This window comes from Nocardioides acrostichi (assembly GCF_015319165.1).
GTDB classification, from domain to species: domain Bacteria; phylum Actinomycetota; class Actinomycetes; order Propionibacteriales; family Nocardioidaceae; genus Nocardioides; species Nocardioides acrostichi.
Genome location: NZ_JADIVZ010000010.1, coordinates 85,852 through 106,602, shown reverse-complemented (window position 1 = coordinate 106,602; position 20,751 = coordinate 85,852). Strand labels below are relative to the sequence as shown.

Sequence of the window (20,751 nt, the reverse complement as noted above, 5' to 3'; positions counted from 1 at the left end):
CACACATGAGCACGCACGAGGGATCCGTCGCCTGGGCGCGCGAGTACGCCGGCCGCGGGCACGGCCACTGGATCGATGCGGCCTGGGTGCCGGCGACCGGAGCCACGCTCGACGTCGTCGACCCCGGTCGGGGCGAGGTGATCGGGGCCATCGCGGCCGGGGACGCCGCCGTCGTCGACCGGGCCGTCGCCTCCGCCCGCGCCAGCTTCGAGGCCGGCTCGTGGGCCGGTCTCTCCGGCACGGCGCGCTCGACGGTGCTGCTGGGCATCGCCGACGAGATCGCCGCCGACGCCGAGAACCTGGCCCACCTCGAGGCGCTCGACAACGGCATGCCCCTGGCCTCGGCCCGGGGCCACGTGGCCAACGCGGTCCAGGCGTTCCGCTACTACGCGGGCATGGCCGACAAGATCTTCGGCCACACCAGCCAGATCCAGGCCCGCGGGCACCAGTTCCTGGGCTACTCCCTCAAGGAGCCGATCGGCGTCGCCGCCCTGGTCGTGCCCTGGAACGCCCCACTGCGCCAGACCGTCTACAAGGTGGCGCCCGCGCTGGCCGCCGGCTGCTCGATGGTGCTCAAGCCCGCCGAGGAGACCTCGCTCTCCGGGCTGCGGCTCGCCGAGCTGCTGCACCGGGCCGGCGTGCCGTCCGGGGTCTTCAACGTCATCACCGGCGAGGGCGTCCCGGTCGGCTCCGGCCTGGCCGAGCACCCCGGCGTCGACAAGCTCTCCTTCACCGGCTCCACCGAGGTGGGTCGCAGCATCGTCGCGGCCTCCGCCGGGAACCTCAAGAAGCTGACCCTCGAGTTGGGCGGCAAGTCCCCGCTGATCCTCTGCGCGGACGCCGACCTCGACCGAGCGGCCCCCACGGTGGCGATGTCCATCTTCGGCAACAGCGGTCAGGTCTGCAGCGCGGCTTCGCGCCTCATCGTGCACCGCTCGATCCACGACGAGGTCGTGGAGCGCGTCTCCGCCTTCGGTCGCACGCTCCGGCTGGGCTACCACGACCAGGAGGTCGACCTGGGGCCGCTGGTCTCGGCCAAGCAACTCTCCCGGGTCAGCTCCTACGTGGACGGCGGCGTGGCCGCCGGAGCCGAGATCGTGGGCGGGCGCCCCGAGGGCGTCCCCGGTGACGGCTACTTCTACGCCCCCACCGTGCTCGCGGGCGTCGAACCGACCATGGCCGTGGCCCGTGAGGAGATCTTCGGCCCCGTCCTCGCGGCATTGGCCTTCGACGAGGTCGACGAGGCCGTGGCCCTGGCCAACGACACCGCCTTCGGCCTCGCCGGGAGCGTGTTCACCCGCGACGTCGGTCGCGCGCATGCCATGGCGGCACGGATCCGCGCTGGCCGCGTCGGCATCAACGTGCACGGCATCACCGACTTCACCATGCCCGGCGGGGGGTACAAGGAGTCCGGCTGGGGCCGCGAGAACGGTCCGGCCGCCCTCGACCCCTACCTCGAGACCAAGGCCGTCTTCACCGCGTTGGACGGCTGATCGTCACGACTCGCGTTACACTCCGCTGACTGACAGGAGTTGATTGTCGACAGCGGAGGTCTGCATGTCCCTGGGTTCGGACGACGTGACGGCCCCCCACGGCCGCCTGACGCGCATGCCCTTGCGCGAGCAGGCGGTCGGGGTGCTGCGCGACATGGTGGTCTCGGGGGTTCTCGGCCCGGGTGACCGCATCAACGAGGCCGACCTCGCCTCCCAGCTCGGCATCAGCCGCGGGCCCCTGCGCGAGGCGATCCAGCGCCTCGGCGCCGAGGGATTCGTGGAGTTCCGCCAGAACCGGGGCGCGTTCGTTCGTTCGTTGAGCCCCGAGGACGTCCGGCACATGTACGAGGTGCGCGAGCTGATCGAGGTCAAGGCCGCCTCCCTGGCCGCCCAGAACGCGACCGAGGAGGGCGTCGAGGAGATGCGTCGACTCATCGCCGCCACCGACGAGGTGCTGCGCACCGACACCACCGGCGCCTACCCCACCGAGTACGACCTGCACGCCTTGGTGCTGGAGCTCTCGGGCAACCCGCAACTCCAGCGCATCGGCACCGACCTGCAGGTGCAGGTGCGGCTGGCACGGGTGCGCTCCGGGCGGTCGCCCGAGCGGGCCCGCGAGGCGCTCACCGAGCACCTGCAGATCATCTCGGCGATCGCCGATCGCGACCCACGCCGAGCCGGTCGCGAGATGCGAGCACACCTGCGGCGCGCCCTGGACACGCTCACGGCCTAGGTCGGTGCCCCTCAGGCAGGCTCCTCCGCAGCGGTCTCGGCCAAGCCCATGGCCCGTAGGACGCGCTCGGTGTCGGCACCTTGGGGCACCGGTGGCATCGGACGCCGCGGCACCGATCGACCGAGGTGGATGGGCACGCCGATGCCTCGGTAGACGCCGTCGTCGATGAAGAGGTCGCGGTGCACCACCTGCGAGGCGCTCATGGCGTCGGGGATCGGGTTGACCGGGCTCGCGGGCACTCCCACGCCGTTGAGCTCCTTGGTCAGCGTCTCGGGATCCTGGGCCGAGATGAGCGGACCGATGATGTCGGCCAGCTCGTCGACGTGCTGCAACCGCGCCACGTTCGAGTTGAAACGGGGGTCCTCGACCACCTCGGGCCGGCCCAGGATCGTCATCAGCGAGCGGAACTGCCGCTCGTTGCCGGCGCAGAGGAAGAACTCGCCGTGCTCGGTCTCGAAGGTCTGGTAGGGAGCCACCGCGGGATGCGCGTCGCCGGTCCGCTTCGGTGCGATGTCGTCCATCGCCCACATGACCGAGTGCGGCAGCAGCAGCGAGACCACCGAGTCCAGCAACGTGATGTCGCAGAACTGACCCCGCCCGGAGGTGTCGCGCTCGCGGAGGGCCAGCAGCACCGCGCTGAAGGCCATGTTGGCCGCCACGATGTCGACGATGGGGACGCCCACGCGCAGGGAGCCCCTGTCCGCGTAGCCGTTGACGCTCATGAGCCCGCCGTAGGCCTGCAGCACGGCGTCGTACCCGGGCAGCCCGCCCATCGGCCCGTCGCCGCCGAACCCACTGATGCGGCAGTACACGAGCCGGGGCGCGCGTGCGGCCAGGATCTCCTCGTAGCCGAGCCCCCACCGCTCCATGGTGCCGACCTTGAAGTTCTCGATGAGCACGTCGGCCTCGTCGATCAGGCGCGCGAGCACCTCACGGTCGCGGGGCGTGCCCAGGTCGAGGACGACATTGCGCTTGTTGCGGTTCAGCCCGTAGTAGTAGCCGCTGGAGGCGCCGTCCGGGGACAAGCGCCCCCACAGCCGGGTGTCGTCGCCCGCGGGGCTCTCGACCTTCACCACCGAGGCCCCGTGGTCGGCCAGCATCTGCCCGCAGTAGGGCCCGGCCACGATGCGGCTCATATCGAGCACCTTGACGCCTTCGAGGATGCCCCGGGCGTCCGGGTCGTCGGGCCAGGCACTGACCCCGGTACGGGTCGCTGCTTCGTCGATGGTCACGTTGCTCTTCCCTCCTGCTCGGGCTCGTCGCTCCCGGTGATCACGGTCCACACGTCGGGACCGGCGGCGACCGTCTCGGCCACCACCTGCGCCCAGGCGGTCTCGTCCCCGTACTCGTCTCGCCACGACCACAACCGCGTCGTGGCCCTCCCCAGCGGGTATTCCGTGGTCCAGCCCATCGCGCCGTGCAGCTGGTGCCCCGCGGCGGCCACCTCGCGCACGGAGGAGGACGCCTCGCAGGCGGCGACCGCGCACAGCAGCGCGGCCCGCGAGTCCTCCGCGTCGAGCGCGGCCGCGGCGGCGTCGGTGACCACGCGCGCCCGGGTCACCTCGCCGGCTACCAGGGCGGTGCGCTGCTGCACGGCCTGCAGAGCGGCCAGAGGCCGTCCGAACTGGATCCGTTCGCGGGTGTAGTCGAGCGTGCGGCTCAAGACAGCGGAGGCGGCACCGGCGATCTGCGACGCCCGGGCCAGACCCGCCAGCCGTCGGACCTCGTCCGGGCCGAGGTCCGGCGCAGGCGCCCAGGCCGTGGCCCGCACGGCCTCGAGGTGCCAGGTGTCTCGGGGTTCTCCCGCCAGGTTGCGACCCTGCTCCAGGTCGTCGGAGGCGGGACTCGCCAGGACGGCCACCAGGCCCCCCGTCCCGGCCTCCCCGGCTACCGAGACCACCACGTGGTCGCTGTCGCGCAGCCAGGGCACCCGCCGCAGTGGCCCGCTCAAGCACAGATGCTCACCCTCGACCCGGACGTCGAGCTCGACGCCGGCGATCGTGGCGGTCACCACTCCCCCGGGCCAGGGCAGTGAGCCCGCGGCCAACAGCGGGGCGGCCAGCATCGCCGCGTCGGCGAGAGGCATGGGGAGCAGGGCACCGGCCCGGACCACGGCCGCGGCCTCGCGCAGGCCGCCTCCCGACCCGCCGAGCGACTCGGGCAGGGCCAGGGACACCAGGCCCAGGTCGCACAGAACCTTCCACGACGACGCGTCGAGTCCGTGCTCGCCCACGGCGGACGGCTGAGCGGGGCCTGCCTGCCCGGAATCGGACCTGGACACCACGTCGAGGACGAGATCCTCGATCTCGAGGAGGTGGTCGCTCATCAGCGCAGCCCCTTGACGATGATCGAGCGGAGCACCTCGTTGGCGCCACCGCGCAGGGTGAAGGCAGGGGCTCGTAGCACCGCCTGCGCCAGGAGCCCCGTCAGGCCGGCGGCATCGGGGTCGAGCTCGGCGTCGACCGCCCGACGCACCTCGTCGACGAGGTGTTGTTCGAAGAGCGTGCCGGAGTCCTTGACCATCGCCGCGGCCACGGCCGGGTCACCGCCGTCTTGGATCACCTCGGCCACCGCGCGCGACATCTCGCGCAACGCGATCACGCGACTGACCACCGGCCCGATCGCGTCGCGAGGGCCTAGCGACGTCGCCTCCCGGCGGCGAGCGGCGTCCCAGGCGCGCAGCAGGGGCATGGTGGTGAGCAGGCGCTCGGGGCCCGACCGCTCGTAGGCGAGCTCGGCGGTGACCTGGGCCCAGCCGGCCCCCTCCTGGCCGAGCAGGGCTGCCTCGGGGATCCATGCGTCGTCGAGGACGACCTCGTTGAAGTGTGATCCGCCGTCGATGGTGTGCAGCGGCTTGACGTGGATGTCGGGGTGCGGCAGGTCGACGACGAACTGTGAGAGACCGGCGTGCCGTGTCTCGGAGTCCGCGGTGCGGGCGAGCACCAGCGCGTTGGTCGCCCGGTGGGCGCCGCTGGTCCAGACCTTCGTCCCGCGCAGTCGCCAGCCGCCGCCCTCGCGACGGGCCCGGGTGCGGATCGAGGCGAGGTCGGACCCGGCATCGGGCTCGCTCATGCCGATGGCGAAGAGGCGCTCGCCGGCGGCGATGCCCGGCAGCAGGCGTTCTCGCTGGGCCGGCGTGCCGTGCTTGAGGATGGCCGGCGCCATCTGTCGGTCGGCCACCCAGTGCGCCGCCACCGGCGCGCCACTGGCCAGCAGCTCCTCGAGCACGACGTACCGCTCGGCCTGGGTGCGCCCGTGGCCGCCGTACTCGACGGGCACGGTCATCCCGACCAGGCCCCGGCCGCCCAGGGCGCGACTGAACTCCGGGTCGATGCCCGACTGCCAGCCGTCCACAGCCGGCACGAACGCGCCGGCCCGGCGCTGCGCCTCGAGGAACGAGCGGACCTCGAGGCGCAACTCGCGCAGTGAGCCCTCCTCGGCCCCGGCGGCCGCCAGGCGTGTGGGTGCGATGCTCACGCCTCACCCAGCCTGAGTCCGGGCTCGTCGGAGAGCAGGCGAGCCGGGCCTCGTGCGTACTCGTCGCTCTTGGAGTCGAACCAGTCCTTGCGCACCAGCGACTGGCGCTCGGTCCAGGAGACGAAGGGCCCGGCCTCGTCGGCACTCCCGTCGGCCAGTGAGGAGAGTGCCGAGCGCACCGCACGGATGCTGACGATGAGCGGCAGGTTCGCGTAGAGAGCGATGCTGAAGCCCAGCTCCTGCATCTCGGCTCGCGTCGGCTCGGGCGTCTTGCCACCCTGCACCAGGTTGAGCACCTTGGGCCCCGGCACCTCCGCGGCGATGGTGCGGATCTCGGCCTGCGACTGGGGTGCCTCCACGAACACGATGTCGGCGCCGGCGTCGCGGAAGGCGTTGCCCCGCTCGATGGCGTCGGCGAGCCCGTGGGTGGCCCGGGCATCGGTGCGGGCCACGATCAGCAGGTTCGGGTCCGAGCGGGCGTCGACCGCCGCCCCCACCTTCTCCAACATCTCCTCGAGCGGCACGATCGACTTGCCCTCGAAGTGACCACACCGCTTGGGGAAGGTCTGGTCCTCGATCTGGATCGCGCTGGCCCCGGCGTGCTCCAGGGTGCGCACGGTGTGCCAGGTGTTCATGGCGTTGCCGAACCCGGTGTCGGCGTCGACGATGAGGGGGATGTCGACGACATTGCTGATCGCCTGCACGTGCATGGCCAACTCGCTGAGCGAGAGCAGGCCGATGTCGGGCATGCCGAGGTAGGTGTTGGCGATGCCGGCTCCGGTGACGTAGCTGGCCTCGAAACCCTCCTCCTCGATCATCCTCGTCGTCAGGGCGTTGGGCCCGCCGGGGACCACGACCGTGCGTCCGGAGTCGACGATCTCTCGCATCCTCGCGCGCATCTGCGCGTAGCTGCTCACCGACGGCTCCGGCCGTGGTCCAGGACGGGGGCTTCCTGGTGGTATCTCATGGTTCGCCTTCCGATCGAGCTGGGTGTGGACGGCGAGCAGCCGCTCAGGGCTGCTCCTGCACGGGCTCGGCGATGTCGTCGTACTCCAGGCGCAGGGCGCGGCACATGGTCGCGGACTGCACGTAGGTGGTCACCATGAACGTCAGCTCGAGCAGGGCAAGGTCGCCCAGCTCCTCGCGCAGCGCCTCGAAGCGGGTGTCGGTGACCCGGCCACCGTTGGCGACCAGGTCGTCGGTGTAGCCCAGGACCATCCGCTCCAGGCGCGAGTAGCACTCGGCCTCGCCCCACTGGCGGACGGGATCGATGCGCTCCTCCTCGACGCCGACGCGACGCAGGAGCTTGCAGTGCTGGGAGTAGACGAAGATCGAGCCGCACAACCAGCCGGTGCGGGCCAGGGCGAGCTCGCGCAGCACCGGGTCGAGGGCGCGGTCCTCACTGAACTGCCAGGCGTGCCTGTCGAGCATCAGCTCGAAGAGCTGCTCGTCGAGGGCGAAGGTGGTCCACCAGGTGCCGGGTGTGCCGCCCTTGGTACCGGGCTGGGCGACCGGGTCGCGATCCTCGAAGTGCTTGGCGTAGGTGGCGAGGACGCGCTCGGAGGTGATGTCCGCACGCGAGGTCTGCTTCAGTCTGGGCATGGGTTGCCTTTCGTCGATCGTGGGTGGCCGGGCACCGGGCCTCGGACACGTCTCATCGGGCGGCGTCGCTCGGACGCGCGCCGAGGTCCGTCTCGGCGGCGCCGAGAGGAAAGAGTTGGGCGAACGAGGCGCGGAGGTGCTTGCGCATCGCCCGGTTGGCTCGGCGGCTGTCGCGGGCCGTGATGGCCGAGAGGATCTCGCGATGCTCGGCCAGCGCCTGGCGCGCCCGGTCGGGGGCTCGTCCCGCCGTCATCCGGGCCAGCTTGACCTGGTTCTGCAGATCGCTGCCGATGCGTCGAAGCTCGGAGTTGTCGGCCATCTCCAACACGAGCTCGTGTAGGTCGAGCTCGGGCGGGTACGCCGCGTCGGAACCCTGACTCAGCAGCTCGTCGGTCACCTGCAGCATCTCCCGCAGGCGCCCGATACCCGTCTCGCTGGCCCGCGCCGCGGCGAGCTCGGCCGCGCGCACCTCGATCAGCTCGCGCACCTCGTAGAGATGCCGGATCTGTTCGGGGCTCATGGTGCGTACGAACGCTCCGCGGTTGAGCCGGAACTCCACGAACCCCTCGGCTCCGAGGCGTTGGATGGCCTCGCGCAGGGGGCCACGACTGATGCCGAGCCGGGCGGCCAGCTCGGCCTCGTTGATGCGCTCACCGCCTCGCAGTGCGCCGGTGACCACCATGTCGCGCAGGACGCCGACGGCCTGGTCACGCAAGGGCAGACGATTGAGCGGCTCGGTCAGCCGAGCCGCCCCCGACCGCTCCTCGTCGAATTGCATGACCACGTCCTGAATGTAAATCGCTGGCACTCATCTGTCAACAGTTTGCTATCTGGTCGCGGGCTCGGGCGACCGTACGGGACCGGGCGTACCCCGCAGCGCTCACGCCGGGACCACCTCGCTGTGGAACGCGGTCCAGCAGTGCGGGCAGTAGGACTGCCGGAACACGACCTTGCTGTCGATCCACGCCGATGCGTCGGCGTAGATCCGCGGGCCTCCCTCGGTGGCCGCCCCGACGTACGCCGGCAGGTGCTCGAGGTAGTCGTCGGCCGTGCCCTCGAGGGCACCCTGGCAGTGGGTGCACCACAGTGCGCCCGCGTCGTCCTGCCGGGCGTTGCTGCTGATGGATCGGGCCTGGGTGCTCATCGCGCTGCCACCGCCTTCTCGCGTCGCTCGTTCTTGATCTGCTCTCGTCGCGCCGTCGTGCCGGCCTCGTCGAGTTCGCCGTCGACCAGCACGACTCCGTAGATGTCGTGCGCCGCCTGCGGTGAGACGCGCAGCTCGGCGACGTCGTGGACCACGAGTCCGGGGTCTCGCGAGACCGGGTCGCCGTAGCCGCCACCGCCCTGCCAGAGCATCACGTGGACGTCACGCGGGCCCAGCACGGTCTCCTCCTCGCAGCTGAGGATCTCGGTGGTGCCGCCCATCTCCTCGACGGCCGCGGGGATCCGTCCCTCGGCGAAGACCCGGGCCAGCTCGCCCTCGCGCACGGCGATGTCGAGCTGGGTGTTGCCCGGGTAGCCACCGGCCAACCCCGTGTTCTGCGAGACCGCCTTGCCCGACCCCGAGACGACCTGCCCCATCGGCACCTCGGTGTTGTGGGGGATGATCGCGAGCGACGCGGTCACGCCGCCGCGGTAGCGCCCGGCGCCACCGGTGTCGGTCTCCTCGCGACGCCACAGGTAGAGGATGGGCGCACTGAACTCCATCATCTCCACGTCGGGCATCCGCCCCATGGGGATGCTGAGGATGCCGCCGGAGTCGGTGCCGTCTCGGTCGACGCCCGCCCCGCATCCGGCACCCATGGCGTCGGTGAGCATGGTGGCGAAGGGCTGTCCCGCGCCGTCGAGCCCGGCCAGGACGCACAGATCCCAGGTGCCGCAGCCCTTGGCGGTCGTGTGGTCGTGCAGACCCTCGGAGCCATCGGTCATCTTCGACAAGCACTCCTCCACCACGTTGATGGTGCAGAAGCTCGCCGCGACCGACGCCTTGCCCACGGCCGCCGGGAAGTCGGCGTTGTTGAGCGTGCCGGGCTCGGAGGTCACCGTGATGGCGCGCCACATACCGCCGGTCGCCCACGGGATGTCGTGGCCGAGGTTCATGATGATGCCCGCCACCAGCGCCCCGTGCAGGCCGGCGTAGGTGCAATTGATCATGCCCGCCTCGGGCGAGGTGCCGGTGAAGTCGAAGTGCATCTCCGTGCCGGTCTTGGTCAGCGTGCACCGCACCTCGTGCAGGTTGCGGTCGCCGGTGTGGCTCTGCTCCTGGAAGCTCGAGGCGGTCCAGGTGCCGTCGGGGGCCAGCGCCAGCTTGGCGCGCAGCTTGGCCTCGGCGTCGTCGAGCTGGCGGGCCATCGTGGCCTTGACCGTGTCGGCGCCGTAGCGCTCGACGAGCTCGAGGACGCGCTCGCGCCCGACCCGGTTCGCGCCGATCTTGGCGCGCAGGTCCAAGGCGACGACCTTGGGCATCCGCGAGCGCCGCAGGTAGACGTCCTCGACGTCGTCTTGGATCTCGAAGTTCCGCACGATGCGCACGGGCGGCGTCGGCAGCGACTCCATGAAGACGTCCTCGGCGCGCGGCGTCCAGCTGCCTGGCGAGGCCCCGCCGAGGTCGATCTGGTGGGCCATCGAGGCGGTCCAGGCGAACAGCTTGCCGTCGTGGAAGATCGGCGCGATCACGGCCACGTCGTTTTGGTGGATCGCCCCGCCGATCCACGGGTCGTTGCACAAGAACATGTCGCCGTCGCGGATGCCGCTCGGGCCGCGGTGCTCCAGGATCCAGCGGATCGCGAGGTCGATGCTCGTGGCGAGTGAGAGCGAGTAGGGACCGACCTGCACCACGTCGCCGATCTCGTTGGTGATCACGACACCGATGTCGTTGCAGTCGGTGACGACCAGCGAGCCGGACATGCGGTTGAGCGCCTGCCCCATCCGCTCGGTGGTCGCCCACAAGCGGTGGCGCACGACCTCGGCCGTGAGCGCGTCGAGCTCGTCGAAGGACGGGTCGTGCTGGTGCAGCTCCAGCGAGTCCGGCAGCGCGGCCAGGACCGCCTCCCGCGAGGCCAGACCTCGCTGGGTGAAGACTTCAGAGCCCGGAACCGGGAACGCCATGGTTCTTCTCCTCGCGGTAGGTGATGACGACGTTGCCGAGGCGGTCCACCGTGGCGGTGGCCCCTCCCGGGACGACGACGGTGGTCGAGGGCGCCTCGATGATGGCGGGCCCCTCCAGTACGTGGCCGGCAGCCAGCGCGGTGTAGGCGTACACCGCGACCTGCTGCCAGCCGGCGCGGGCGTCGAGCATCGCGCGCCGGTGGGTCTTGACCTCCGGGGAGTGCGACTGCGCCTCGGCGGCCTGGGGCAGGTCGGGCTTGTAAGGCAGCACGCCCACGCCGTAGACCCGGTAGGTGATGGCCTGGACGCCCGCGTCGGCGAAGCCGGTGCCACTGCCGTACAGCGTGCTGTAGCGGTCCTCGAAGGCGTCGACGATGCCGCGGACCGACTCCTCGGTCAGCTCGCCGTCGGGGATCGGGGTCGGCACCTCCCAGATCTGGGCCGTGTACCGGACATCGGCCTCGCGGCTCGTGCGGATCTCCTTGTAGGTCAGCCCCTGGGCCTCGAGCTGCTCGCGCACCTCGGCCTCGAGCTCTTGCAGGTGCTTGGTCAGCCGAGCCGGGTCGGCGGGCAGGGCCATGGGGTCGGAGCGTTCCGCGGTGACCAGCACGTCGGCGTTGGCCAGTCCGTAGGCGGAGAAGGTGGAGCTGGTCGGGCCGAGCGGCACCAAGATGCCCTGGGATCGCAGGTCGCGTCCGTAGGCTGCGCAGTGGATCGGGCCCGAGCCGCCGAAGGCGTAGATCATGAAGTCGCGCGGGTCGAAGCCGGCGCCCACGACCTCGGTGCGTACCAGGTCGGCGGTCTGGGCGTTCTGGATCTCGAAGATGGCGGCCGCGGCGTCCTCGACCGAGAGTCCCAGGGGATCGCCGATGTGGGTCGCGATCGCCGCTCGCGCCTTCTCCACGTCGAGGGTCTTCGCGCCGCCGAGGAAGTAGTCCGGGTTGAGGATGCCGAGCACCAGGTTGGCGTCGGTGACGGTGGGCTCCTCGCCACCCATCCCGAAGCACGCCGGGCCCGGCTTGGCGCCGGCGCTGCGCGGACCCACGTGCAGGTTGTTGTTGGCGTCGAGCGAGGCGATCGCGCCACCACCGCTGCCGATCGTGGCCACCTTGGCCATCGGGGTGCTGATGCGGTACTGGTCGAGCACGGTCGAGGACTCCATGACCGGCTCGCCGTCGACCACCATGCCGACCAGGAACGTGGTGCCCCCGATGTCGGTGGAGATGATGTTCTCGTGGCCCAGCTGCGAGCCCAGCTTGCGGGCACCGGCCACGCCGCCGGTCAGCACCGAGCCGATGGTCGTGATCGCCACCTTGGGCGCCTCCGCGGCCGCGATGGTGCCGCCCGAGCCCTGCATGATCAGCAGTGGCCCCTCGAGGCCACGGTTCTCCAGCTCCGCCTGCAGCGGGGCGAGGTAGTCGCGCAGCATCGGCCCCACCTGGGCGTTGAGCAGGGTGGTCACGCTGCGTGGGTACTCGCGGATGCGCGGGCTGATATCACTGGAGAGCACCACGAAGACCTCGGGCGCCATCTCCTCGATGATCTCGCGCACGCGGTGCTCGTGGCTGGGGTTGCGGAAGGACCACAGCAGCGAGACCGCGATCGAGGTGACGCCCTGCTCGAGCAGATCGCGCACGTCGGCGCGCAGGGCCTCCTCGTCGAGCGTGACGACCACCGAGCCGTTGAGGTCGATGCGCTCCACGGCCTCCTTGACCTGGCGCTTGGGAACCAGCGCCTTGGGCTTGCGGGTGCGCTTGACCGCCTGGATCTCCTCGGCGCCCTTGCCGGCGTAGCGACCCTCGATGTTCATGATGAAGATCGCGTCGCGGTGGCCCTTGGTGGTGATGAAGCCGGTGGTGGCGACCGCACCGGTGACCAGGGCGTTGAGGGTCGAGGTGGTGCCGTGGGCGATGTAGCTGGTCTGCCCCAGCAGCTCGGCGGTGCTCACCCCCATGCTGGCGCTCAGGGCGTCGATCGAGTCGAGCACCCCCTGCCCGAAGTCCGGCGGGGTCGACGGCGCCTTCGCCGAGTACAGATTGCCGTCGAGGTCGGCTGCGACGGCATCGGTGAAGGTGCCTCCGACATCGATACCTAGAACGTAGACCACCGGGAGCTCCTCTAGCTGGGATGGTTGTGCCGCTGACTGACGCGCGTGGGGCGCGATCGGAGCCTGATGTGTCCGGCGCCACACGCCAAGGATTTTCTACGCGGTCAACTGCTTTCTGTCAACAGTCTGCGCAACACGTAGGGCCGGGCGTGGTCGACACCTTCTACCGGCGGGCCGACCAACGCCCCCCACCACCCGGGGCCGGGGCCCGCCCGCTGGCGCGCGGGGCGCCTTGTGGCCGCCCGCCACGGCCGGATGGGCGGGGCTCCCTCCCCGCGGTGGGTCAGCCCCGGGGAACCGCCACCAGGCGCCCCAGGATCTCGTGGCGGCGCAGCCGCTCCAGTCCCTCGCCGATCTCGTCGAAGCCGATCTCGGTCACGACCGGGTCCAGGCCCTCCTCGAGCAGCCGCCAGTAGGCCTGCAGATCCTCCGTGGTCGCGCCCTGGTGGCCGCGCAGGGTCACCTTGTAGCGCGTGAGGTGGCCCGTCTTGATCGTGGCCTGGGGCTGACCGGCGCCGATCAGGATCACCGTGCCCTCCTCTCGGACCGTCTCGACTGCGGCCTGGACGGTGCTCTCGAAGCCGGCGAAGTCGCAGATGACGTCGAGGTCGAGGCCCGCGAAGCTGCGCGCGTCCTCGAAGACCTCCGTGGCGCCCCAGCCCGGTGCCTTCTCGTGCAGCACCGTGCGCGGCTCGGCCGCGTAGACCTCCGCACCGAGCCGCTTGGCGATCTGGAGACCGCTGATGCCCAGTCCACCGAGCCCGATGATGCCCATCCTCAGCCCGGGCGCGGCGCCGCCCTTCACCGCCACGGCGTGGTAGGCGATCATGCCGGCGTCGCCGCCGACCGCGAGGTGGCTGAACGGCACGCCCTCCGGCGCCTTGGCCACGTGCTCCACCGGCGCCGCGAGATAGGGCGCAAAGCCGCCCTGGTAGGCGAACGAGGGGCCGAACGCCCCCGAGCGCAGCCCGACGCTGTCGCCGACGGCGAGGTCACTGACACCCTCGCCGACCTCGGTGATCACGCCGGCGATCTCATGGCCCAGCGTCATCGGGATCTCGGCGAGCAGCCCGGCGTCGATCGAGCCGTCGAGGAAGCCCACGTCGGTGTGACAGAGCCCGGAGCCCTTGACCTCGACGACGACCCAGCCGGGGCCGGCGGTCGGCTCCGGTACGTCCTCGTGCGAGATGGGCTCGCCGGGGGCGGTGAAACGCCATGCCTTCATGTTGTGCTCCTACCTTCGGTGCTGCTGGGACTGTGCTGCTGGGAATGTGCTGCGGGTGAGCGTGCTGCCCAGGTCTCGGATTCGCTGCGGGGCCGGCGCTGCGCCGGGTCGGTCACGCGCGCAGGCTCGGCCACACCGGCGCGCGCTTCTCGGCGAACGCCCGGGCGCCCTCGAGGCGGTCCTCGCCCGTGAGGAGTCCGGCGAAGTGCTGGTCCTCGATGTCGAGGGCGAGCTCGAGGGGCCGCCCCCACCCCTCCACCATGGCCCGCTTGGCTGCGGCCAGCGCCGTGGGCGCCCCCGCGGTGAGCTCGCGGGCCAGCGTCCAGGCCCCCTCGCGCGCGTCGTCGACGAGGCGATCGACGACGCCCAGGGCGAGCGCCTGATGCGCGTCGACGCGCCGGCCCGTCATGACGAGCTCGGCAGCCGGGCCCCAGCCCGTGCGCCGGGAGAGCAGCTGGGTGCCCCCGCCGCCGGGAATGATCCCGACCCTCACCTCGGGCAGACCGAAGACGGCCGTGTCGTCGCAGACGATGAAGTCGGCGCCCAGGGCGAGCTCGAAGCCGCCCCCCAGGCAATACCCGCTGACCGCGGCCACGACCGGGATGTCCGCGCGCAGGAAGGAGCGGTAGGCGGCGATCATCGCCGGCCGCGCCGCCTCGAACTGCTGCGCCGTGAGCGCGCCGCGCTCCTTGAGGTCGGCCCCCACACAGAAGGCGCGGGTCGAGGACGACGTCAGCACCAGCACCCGAGCCCGAGTTCGGCGGGCCTGGGCGACGGCATCGGCCAGCGCGTCGAGCATCGGCAGGCTCAGCGCGTTGAGCGCCTCGGGGCGGTCGAGGGTCACCTCGGCGACGCCGTCGTCGACCTCGGTGACGCGCACCTGCGCGGTGCCGACGCTCACATGTCCGCCAAGGTGAGCACGCGTCGCGAGAAGAGCCAGGTGCCCTCGACCCGGACGAGCTCGTCGGCGTAGCCGCCGGCCGCCATGACGACCGCACGGTTCTCGGCGTCCCGGCCGGTGAGCGCCAGGTCGCAGGTCGACTCCGCGCCCTGCGTCGTGGCCACCGGCGCGATGGCGGCGTTCCAGTGCCGACGCCCGTGCACGCCGGCCCGCTGGCCCGCGGCCTCGCGCGCGTGCACGAAGTCGGCGAGCGCCGCTCGACCGGCGACCGTGTCGTCGCCACGAACGAAGGCGCCGTCCTCGACGAAGGTGGCCGCCCAGGCATGGCCGTCACCGGCGTCAATGGCCGTGTTGTACCGGGTGTGGAGATCGATGATCTCCACGATGTCGTCGCTGGAGAGCGCCATGGCGGACTCAGCCGACGGGCTGGTGGAGGGCGAGGGCCTCGCGGGCGGTCATGACGGTGCCCTGCTTGGGGAAGATCTGCTCGACCAGGAAGTCGTGGACGCTCTGGTCGGGGTCGCCGCACAGATCGGAGAGCACGACCACCTCGTAGTCGAGATCGTGGGCCTCGCGGACGGTGGTCAAGACGACGCCGCTCGTGTGCACTCCGGCCAGCAGAACCCGGGTGACCCCCTTGTTGGCCAGCCGCGTGTCGAGGTCGGTGGTGGAGAAGGAGCCGACGCGGACCTTGCGGACGGCCACGTCTTCGTCGGTGGCGCCGAGCTCGGCGCGCACCTGGGTGGTCGGCGCGTCGGCGTGCATGGCCGGGCCGGCGGACTTGATGCGGGCCCCCATCGCGCTGTGGCTCGGGAACCCGTCGAGGTCGGATTCCTTGAAGGCCACCCGGACGAAGGCCACGTGGATGCCGGCGGCGCGGGCGCTCGCCACGGTCTCGGCGCACCGACCTACGAGCTCGTCGGCGTCGGAGAGGCCGCCGAGGATGGAGGGTTGGTAGTCCATCACGAGCAGCGCGGTCTGCTGGGCCTCGAGTGCTTCTGGGGTGGTCATGACGTCCTTCCGGCTCGAACTGCTCACGTGGTCGTGGACCCGGGTCATGGATCACCCCGGGAATGACCAACATAACACTCAACAGTCAACAGTTGTCACCTAGCGGAACCGACATCCGTGCCGCGCTCCCCGTCGGACCGCATGCCAGCGCCGGCGGGGCCACGAGGCCGCGCCGGCGCTGGGGCGCGCGTTGCGGCGCCGCGCAGGGGGCTACCCCCGGCCGCTCGACGACCGCGCCTTGCGCGAGACCGAGTCGATGGTCACCGCGAGCAGCAGCACGGCGCCGGTCACGATGAACCGGATCGAGGAGTCGACGTTCATCAGGTTCAAGCCCGACTGGATCGACTGGAGCACGACGATCCCGAGCATCGCGGAATACGCCGAGCCGCGACCGCCGAAGAGGCTGGTGCCGCCGATGACCGCCGCCGCGATCGCGGTGAGGTTCGTGTCGGTGGTCCCCGAGGCCTGCGAGACGGAGGTGAGCTGACCAGCCAGCAGGATGCCGCCGAGGGCAGCGAACGAGGAGCAGAGCACGAACACCGAGACGTAGATGCCCTGCACCCGGATGCCCGCCCGACGTGCCGCCTCGACGTTGCCGCCGACGGCGAACACGTGTCGTCCCCAGGTCGTGCGCCGCAGCAGGATGTCCATCACCACGACGAGCAGCGCGAAGAGCACCGGAAGGTAGCTCCACCCGCGGGCGATACCCATGTAGTAGGTGAGGTAGCCCAGGCCGATGGCCAGCGCGACCGCCTTGATGCCCAGCAGCACCCCGCTCCCGGGCGTGAGGCCGGCGGCCTTGCGGCGCCGCGCCGTCAGCAGCTGCGACCCCACGAAGAGGACCACGACCAGCGCCACGAGCACGTAGGCCTGGGTGTCGGTGAGGAACTTCTCGCGGGCGAACGCGCGCAGCCCGGAGTCCTGCGGCAGCACGATGGTGCCTTGGGTGCCCAGGACGTAGAGCAGGGCTCCTTGGAAGGCCAGCAGCCCGGCCAGGGAGAACACGAAGCTCGGCACTCCGACGCGCGTGAAGAGCATCGCGTAGACGAGGCCGATCACCGAGCCGACGAGGATCCCGACGATCAGCGCCAGCCAGGGCGAGACGCCCTTGTCGACGATCAGGACGGCCATCGACGCCGCGGCAAAACCCGAGACCGAGCCCACGGAGAGATCGATCTCGCCGAGCAGCAACACCAGCACGATGCCGAGCGAGATGACACCCACGGGCGCTGCGAACTGCGTGATCGAGACCAGGTTGCGCGAGGAGAGGAAGGTCGGCTGGAGCGTTTGGAACACGATCGCGATGACGATCAGCCCGACGACCACGGGCAACATGCCGAGCTCACCGCCGCGCACCCGGTTGACGAACGAGCGCAGCGCATCGGCGAGGGTGACGTTCTGGATCAGCCGCTCGTCGACGGCGTCGGCCGCCTGGCTGCTGGCCGTGGGATCCACTGCGGACTCCTGGGAGAGCTGGGTCATGACAGGCCTCCGGCCGTGCGTTGGGCCCGGGCGGTCACGACGTTGTCGGACGCGCCGGTGATGGCAGCGACGAGCTGCTCGGTACTGGTCTCGGCGGTGCGGAACTCGGCGGCGTTGCGCCCCAGGCGCAGCACGACGATGCGGTCGGCGACCGCCTGCACGTCGGCCATGTTGTGACTGATGAGGATGACGCCGAGCCCGGTCTCACGCAGCCGCTCGACCAGGTTGAGCACCTCCGCCGTCTGCGCGACGCCGAGCGCCGCCGTCGGCTCGTCGAGCATCACCACCTTCGGTGAGCCGACCAGCGATCGGGCGATGGCGACGGTCTGCCGCTGCCCACCGGAGAGACCGGCGATCGGGATCCGCACCGAGGGGATCTTCGCCGAGAGGGTGCGCAGCAGGCGCCAGGACTCCTTCTCCATCTCGATCTCGTCGAGCAGCGCGCCGCGACTCCGCTCCTGACCGAGGAAGAGGTTGGCGACCACGTCGAGGTTGTCGCACAGCGCCAGATCCTGGAAGACCGTGGCGATGCCGAGATCCTGCCGGGCCGACGGGCCGCTGGCGGTCACCGGTGCGCCGTCGAAGCGAATCTCGCCGGCGTCGTGGGCGTAGACCCCCGAGATGATCTTGACGAGGGTCGACTTGCCGGCGCCGTTGTCGCCGACGAGGGCGACGACCTCCCCGGCACCGACGTCCATCGAGACGTCGGTGAGGGCCTGGACGGCGCCGAAACGCTTGTGGATCCCGGTCAGGGAGAGCACGGAGCCCTCCCCGACCGGGCGCTTGGTGAGCTGGGTCATCAGGAGATGCCGGCGGCCTGGCAGGCGTCGGCGTAGTCGCCGGTGCAGATGTCGGAGGCCGAGTAGAAGCCGTCCTTGATCACGGTGTCGGCCACGTTGTCCTTCGTGACCACGATCGGCGTGAAGATGAAGGACTTCACGTCCTGGTAGGTCGACTGGTCGATGCCGGTGTCGCTGGTGGTGGGCACGTCGTTGCCCTGGGCCAGGTCGACCGCGACCTCGGCGGCGGTGTCGGCCTCGATCGGGATGGGCTTGTAGATCGTCATGGCCTGCTCGCCGGTGAGGATGCGCTGGATCGCGGCGATCTCGGCGTCCTGGCCGGTGATGGGCGGTAGCGCGTCGGACTTCACGCCGGCACCGGTGAGGGCCGCGACGACGCCACCGGCCTGGCCGTCGTTGGCGGCGTAGACGCCCTGGATGTCGGCGGGCTGGTACTTGCTCAGCTGGTCGCTGGTCCACTGCTGGGCGTTCTCGGGGCTCCAGTCGGGGTTGTCGTACTCCTCCAGGATCTTCACGCCGCTGTCGTCGAGCACGCTGTGGGCGCCGGCCTTGAACTGCGCGGCGTTCGGGTCGCTGGGTGCCCCGTTGAGCATGAGGATGCTGCCCTGGTCGCCCATGGCCTTCACGAGCGCCTCGGCCTGCATCTTGCCGACCGTCTCGTTGTCGAAGGACATGTAGTAGTCGGCGCCTTGGATGAAGCGGTCGTAGGCGATGACCGGCACGTCCTGGCCTTGGGCCTCCTGCACCATGCCGGTGGCGCCCTCGCCGTTGACCGGGTCGAGCACGACGACGTCGGCGCCGGCGTTCAGCGCGGTGGTGAGCTGCTGGGCCTGCTTGGACTCGTCCTGGTCGGCGTTGTAGTAGTCGACCGTGCAGTCCGAGCAGGCCTTCGAAACGGCATCCTCGAACAGCGGCTTGTCGAACGCCTCGTAGCGGGTGGTCTTCGACTCCGGCAGGAGCAGCGCGATGGTGCCGCCCGAGGCGGAGTCGCCGGACGAGGTGGAGTCGGAGCCGCTGTTGTCGGCCGCTTCGTTGGCGCCGCAGGCGGTGAGGAACGACCCGGCCACGAGAGCGGCTGCCGACCACGTAGCCAGGCGGCGGGAGAGAGAACGGTTCACGGTGGGCTCCTTCGTGGGAAACCGGCGATTGTCGGTGCCGTGATGCCAGTCACACACGGCTTTCTGAGGCCAGATTCTGAAACGACTGCGTGTTATTCGTCAAGAGTTGAATGCCAAACGGTGCAAACTCGTCGTTGACCGCCACTTTCCTTCGTTACTTGTGTTCAACCCTTGACGGTTCATCGCCCGTGCGTCACAGTTCGCCGCATGAGTCTCACCGAGCCGGTGCATGGGCAGACCGCCCTCCGTGCTGCCAACCGGCGCCGGGTGCTCGATCTGCTGCGCGGGAGCTCCGAGCGGCACCCCGTCGTCGCCCCCGGGGCGCCGTCCGGCCCCGACGACACCGGCTTCACCCAGGCGGAGATGGCCAGGATCTCCGGCCTGGCGCCGGCCACCGTCTCCAGCATCGTCAAGGATCTCGCCGGCAGCGGACTGGTCGAGGTGAGCGCGGGCGGCGGCCGCCGCGGCAGCACGGTGCGCCTGGCCGCCGGAGCCGGTCATCTCGTCGCCGTCGACTTCGGCCACAGCCACCTGGCCGTCGCCGTGGGCGATGCGGCCGGGCGCCCGCTCGCCGAGGCGCGGCGTCCGATGCCGCCCGCCCACCCCCACCAGCAGGCCCTCGCCGAGGCGCGCACCATGCTCGACGAGCTCCTCGAGTCCGTGGCGCCCGCTCCGCTGCTCGGAGCGACCCTCGGCCTGCCCGCACCGATCACCGACGACGTGGTGGGCTCCGCCGCGATCTTCCCCGGCTGGGAGGGGGTCAACGCCCGCGAGGTCGGCGAGGCCGCCCTCGGCGTGGCCGCGGTGGTCGAGAACGACGCGAATCTCGGCGCCCTGGCCGAGCAGCGCGTGGGCGCAGCCAGCGGCTCGTCGTCCTGCGTCGTCGTCAAGATCTCCTCGGGCGTCGGTGCTGGCATCGTGCTCGACGGGCACATCTGGCGCGGCGCCACGGGTAGCGCCGGCGAGCTGGGCCACCTCACCTTGGACGAGCAGGGGCCGCTGTGCCGCTGCGGATCTCGCGGCTGCCTCGAGGCCTACGCATCGGTCACCGCCGTGCGGGCCCTCATGGCCGAGCAGCTGCCCGACGCCGACATCGCCCACATCGTCGAGGCCGCCCGTGCCGGTTCCGTGGCGGCTCGCCGCGCATTCGAGGACGCCGGGCTCCACCTCGGCTGGGGCCTGGCCGGCATCGCCACCCTGGTCAATCCCGACGTGCTGGTGATCGGCGGCGACCTCGCCCGCGCCGGGGATCTCGTGCTCGAGCCGGCCCGCACCGGGCTGCGCCGTCACGCCATCGACGCCGTGGCCGGCACCCCCGTGCTGGCCAGCAGCCTCGGTGGCCGCGCCAGCCTGCTCGGCGGCCTCCTCCTCGCCGCGGAGTCGACCGACCTGCTCGCGCTCGAGGGCTGACGTGACGCTGGACCCGAACGCGGCCGCGGCCATCCTCGCCCACATGAACGACGACCACGGTGCCGACAACCTGGCGATCGTCCGCGCGCACGGTCACCCGCACGCGAACGGGGCCGACATGATCGGCGTCGACCTGGTGGGCGGTACCTGGCTGGTGCACGGCCCCACCGGGCAGACGACCGTGCGCGTCGAGTGGCCGGGCGGCTCAGCGGCCGACCGCGCCGAGTTGCGGGCCAAGGTGGTCGAGACCGCGGTGGCCGCCCGGCGTGGCCGATGATGAGGCG

General features: G+C 71.1%; 20 protein-coding genes. 4 read left to right on the top strand and 16 right to left on the bottom strand.

All coding sequences use genetic code 11. The features are described 5' to 3' along the window. The first annotated feature begins 5 nt into the window (after nucleotides 1-5). Nucleotides 6-1,493, top strand: coding sequence for an aldehyde dehydrogenase family protein (locus ISG29_RS16505; protein ID WP_194504544.1), 1,488 nt, complete (start codon nucleotides 6-8; stop codon nucleotides 1,491-1,493). 64 nt (nucleotides 1,494-1,557) lie between these two features. Then, the gene (locus ISG29_RS16500) at nucleotides 1,558-2,226 is read left to right on the top strand and encodes a GntR family transcriptional regulator (protein ID WP_194504543.1); all 669 of its coding nucleotides are present in this window, start codon (nucleotides 1,558-1,560) and stop codon (nucleotides 2,224-2,226) included. A gap of 11 nt (nucleotides 2,227-2,237) precedes the next feature. On the opposite strand, the gene ISG29_RS16495 is transcribed toward ISG29_RS16500, so the two are convergent. From ISG29_RS16495 to ISG29_RS16425, 16 genes are all read right to left on the bottom strand, one after another. Beyond that, nucleotides 2,238-3,458 (bottom strand): CaiB/BaiF CoA transferase family protein, encoded by a 1,221-nt coding sequence (locus ISG29_RS16495; RefSeq protein ID WP_207793241.1) that lies wholly within the window; start codon nucleotides 3,456-3,458, stop codon nucleotides 2,238-2,240. Next, nucleotides 3,455-4,552, bottom strand: coding sequence for an acyl-CoA dehydrogenase family protein (locus ISG29_RS16490; RefSeq protein WP_194504541.1), 1,098 nt, complete (start codon nucleotides 4,550-4,552; stop codon nucleotides 3,455-3,457). Before ISG29_RS16490 ends, ISG29_RS16495 begins: the two co-directional genes overlap by 4 nt. After that, nucleotides 4,552-5,703 carry an acyl-CoA dehydrogenase family protein gene (locus ISG29_RS16485; RefSeq protein WP_328829556.1) on the bottom strand — a complete coding sequence of 384 codons (1,152 nt, stop codon included), beginning with the start codon at nucleotides 5,701-5,703 and terminating at the stop codon, nucleotides 4,552-4,554. Before ISG29_RS16485 ends, ISG29_RS16490 begins: the two co-directional genes overlap by 1 nt. Next, nucleotides 5,700-6,620, bottom strand: a complete 921-nt coding sequence (locus ISG29_RS16480) for an isocitrate lyase/PEP mutase family protein (protein ID WP_207793240.1) — start codon at nucleotides 6,618-6,620, stop codon at nucleotides 5,700-5,702. The genes ISG29_RS16485 and ISG29_RS16480 overlap by 4 nt, the downstream gene beginning before the upstream one ends. A 94-nt stretch (nucleotides 6,621-6,714) precedes the next feature. Beyond that, complete coding sequence (locus tag ISG29_RS16475) at nucleotides 6,715-7,305, bottom strand: carboxymuconolactone decarboxylase family protein (protein ID WP_194504540.1); 591 nt, start codon at nucleotides 7,303-7,305, stop codon at nucleotides 6,715-6,717. Nucleotides 7,306-7,357: 52 nt separating this feature from the next. Further along, complete coding sequence (locus ISG29_RS16470; protein WP_235960188.1) at nucleotides 7,358-8,083, bottom strand: GntR family transcriptional regulator; 726 nt, start codon at nucleotides 8,081-8,083, stop codon at nucleotides 7,358-7,360. A 102-nt stretch (nucleotides 8,084-8,185) separates the two neighbouring features. Continuing rightward, nucleotides 8,186-8,449: a hypothetical protein gene (locus tag ISG29_RS20530; protein WP_207793239.1), complete on the bottom strand. Its 264-nt coding sequence runs from the start codon at nucleotides 8,447-8,449 to the stop codon at nucleotides 8,186-8,188. Then, the gene (locus ISG29_RS16465; protein ID WP_207793238.1) at nucleotides 8,446-10,413 is read right to left on the bottom strand and encodes a hydantoinase B/oxoprolinase family protein; all 1,968 of its coding nucleotides are present in this window, start codon (nucleotides 10,411-10,413) and stop codon (nucleotides 8,446-8,448) included. Before ISG29_RS16465 ends, ISG29_RS20530 begins: the two co-directional genes overlap by 4 nt. After that, the gene (locus ISG29_RS16460; protein ID WP_194504538.1) at nucleotides 10,388-12,520 is read right to left on the bottom strand and encodes a hydantoinase/oxoprolinase family protein; all 2,133 of its coding nucleotides are present in this window, start codon (nucleotides 12,518-12,520) and stop codon (nucleotides 10,388-10,390) included. The genes ISG29_RS16465 and ISG29_RS16460 overlap by 26 nt, the downstream gene beginning before the upstream one ends. A 283-nt stretch (nucleotides 12,521-12,803) precedes the next feature. Next, nucleotides 12,804-13,745, bottom strand: coding sequence for an alcohol dehydrogenase catalytic domain-containing protein (locus tag ISG29_RS16455; RefSeq protein WP_194504537.1), 942 nt, complete (start codon nucleotides 13,743-13,745; stop codon nucleotides 12,804-12,806). Between the two features lie 112 nt (nucleotides 13,746-13,857). Further along, nucleotides 13,858-14,646: an enoyl-CoA hydratase/isomerase family protein gene (locus tag ISG29_RS16450; protein WP_194504536.1), complete on the bottom strand. Its 789-nt coding sequence runs from the start codon at nucleotides 14,644-14,646 to the stop codon at nucleotides 13,858-13,860. Further along, nucleotides 14,643-15,053: a nuclear transport factor 2 family protein gene (locus ISG29_RS16445; protein ID WP_194504535.1), complete on the bottom strand. Its 411-nt coding sequence runs from the start codon at nucleotides 15,051-15,053 to the stop codon at nucleotides 14,643-14,645. Before ISG29_RS16445 ends, ISG29_RS16450 begins: the two co-directional genes overlap by 4 nt. A gap of 7 nt (nucleotides 15,054-15,060) precedes the next feature. Then, nucleotides 15,061-15,657, bottom strand: a complete 597-nt coding sequence (locus ISG29_RS16440; RefSeq protein ID WP_194504534.1) for a cysteine hydrolase family protein — start codon at nucleotides 15,655-15,657, stop codon at nucleotides 15,061-15,063. Nucleotides 15,658-15,867: 210 nt separating this feature from the next. Beyond that, nucleotides 15,868-17,139 (bottom strand): sugar ABC transporter permease, encoded by a 1,272-nt coding sequence (locus ISG29_RS16435; RefSeq protein ID WP_194504533.1) that lies wholly within the window; start codon nucleotides 17,137-17,139, stop codon nucleotides 15,868-15,870. Then, on the bottom strand, nucleotides 17,136-17,939 hold the full coding sequence (locus tag ISG29_RS16430) for an ATP-binding cassette domain-containing protein (RefSeq protein WP_194504532.1): 804 nt from the start codon (nucleotides 17,937-17,939) through the stop codon (nucleotides 17,136-17,138). Before ISG29_RS16430 ends, ISG29_RS16435 begins: the two co-directional genes overlap by 4 nt. Further along, a complete protein-coding gene (locus ISG29_RS16425; protein WP_328829550.1) occupies nucleotides 17,939-19,057 on the bottom strand; it encodes a substrate-binding domain-containing protein in 1,119 nt (372 codons plus the stop codon). Before ISG29_RS16425 ends, ISG29_RS16430 begins: the two co-directional genes overlap by 1 nt. Nucleotides 19,058-19,264: 207 nt before the next feature. Between ISG29_RS16425 and ISG29_RS16420 the strand changes: the two genes are divergently transcribed. Both ISG29_RS16420 and ISG29_RS16415 read left to right on the top strand, forming a co-directional pair. Beyond that, on the top strand, nucleotides 19,265-20,467 hold the full coding sequence (locus tag ISG29_RS16420; protein ID WP_194504531.1) for an ROK family transcriptional regulator: 1,203 nt from the start codon (nucleotides 19,265-19,267) through the stop codon (nucleotides 20,465-20,467). A 1-nt stretch (nucleotide 20,468) separates the two neighbouring features. Then, entirely contained in the window at nucleotides 20,469-20,744 is a 276-nt protein-coding gene (locus ISG29_RS16415) for a DUF2470 domain-containing protein (RefSeq protein ID WP_194504530.1), read from the top strand. Nucleotides 20,745-20,751: the final 7 nt, after the last annotated feature.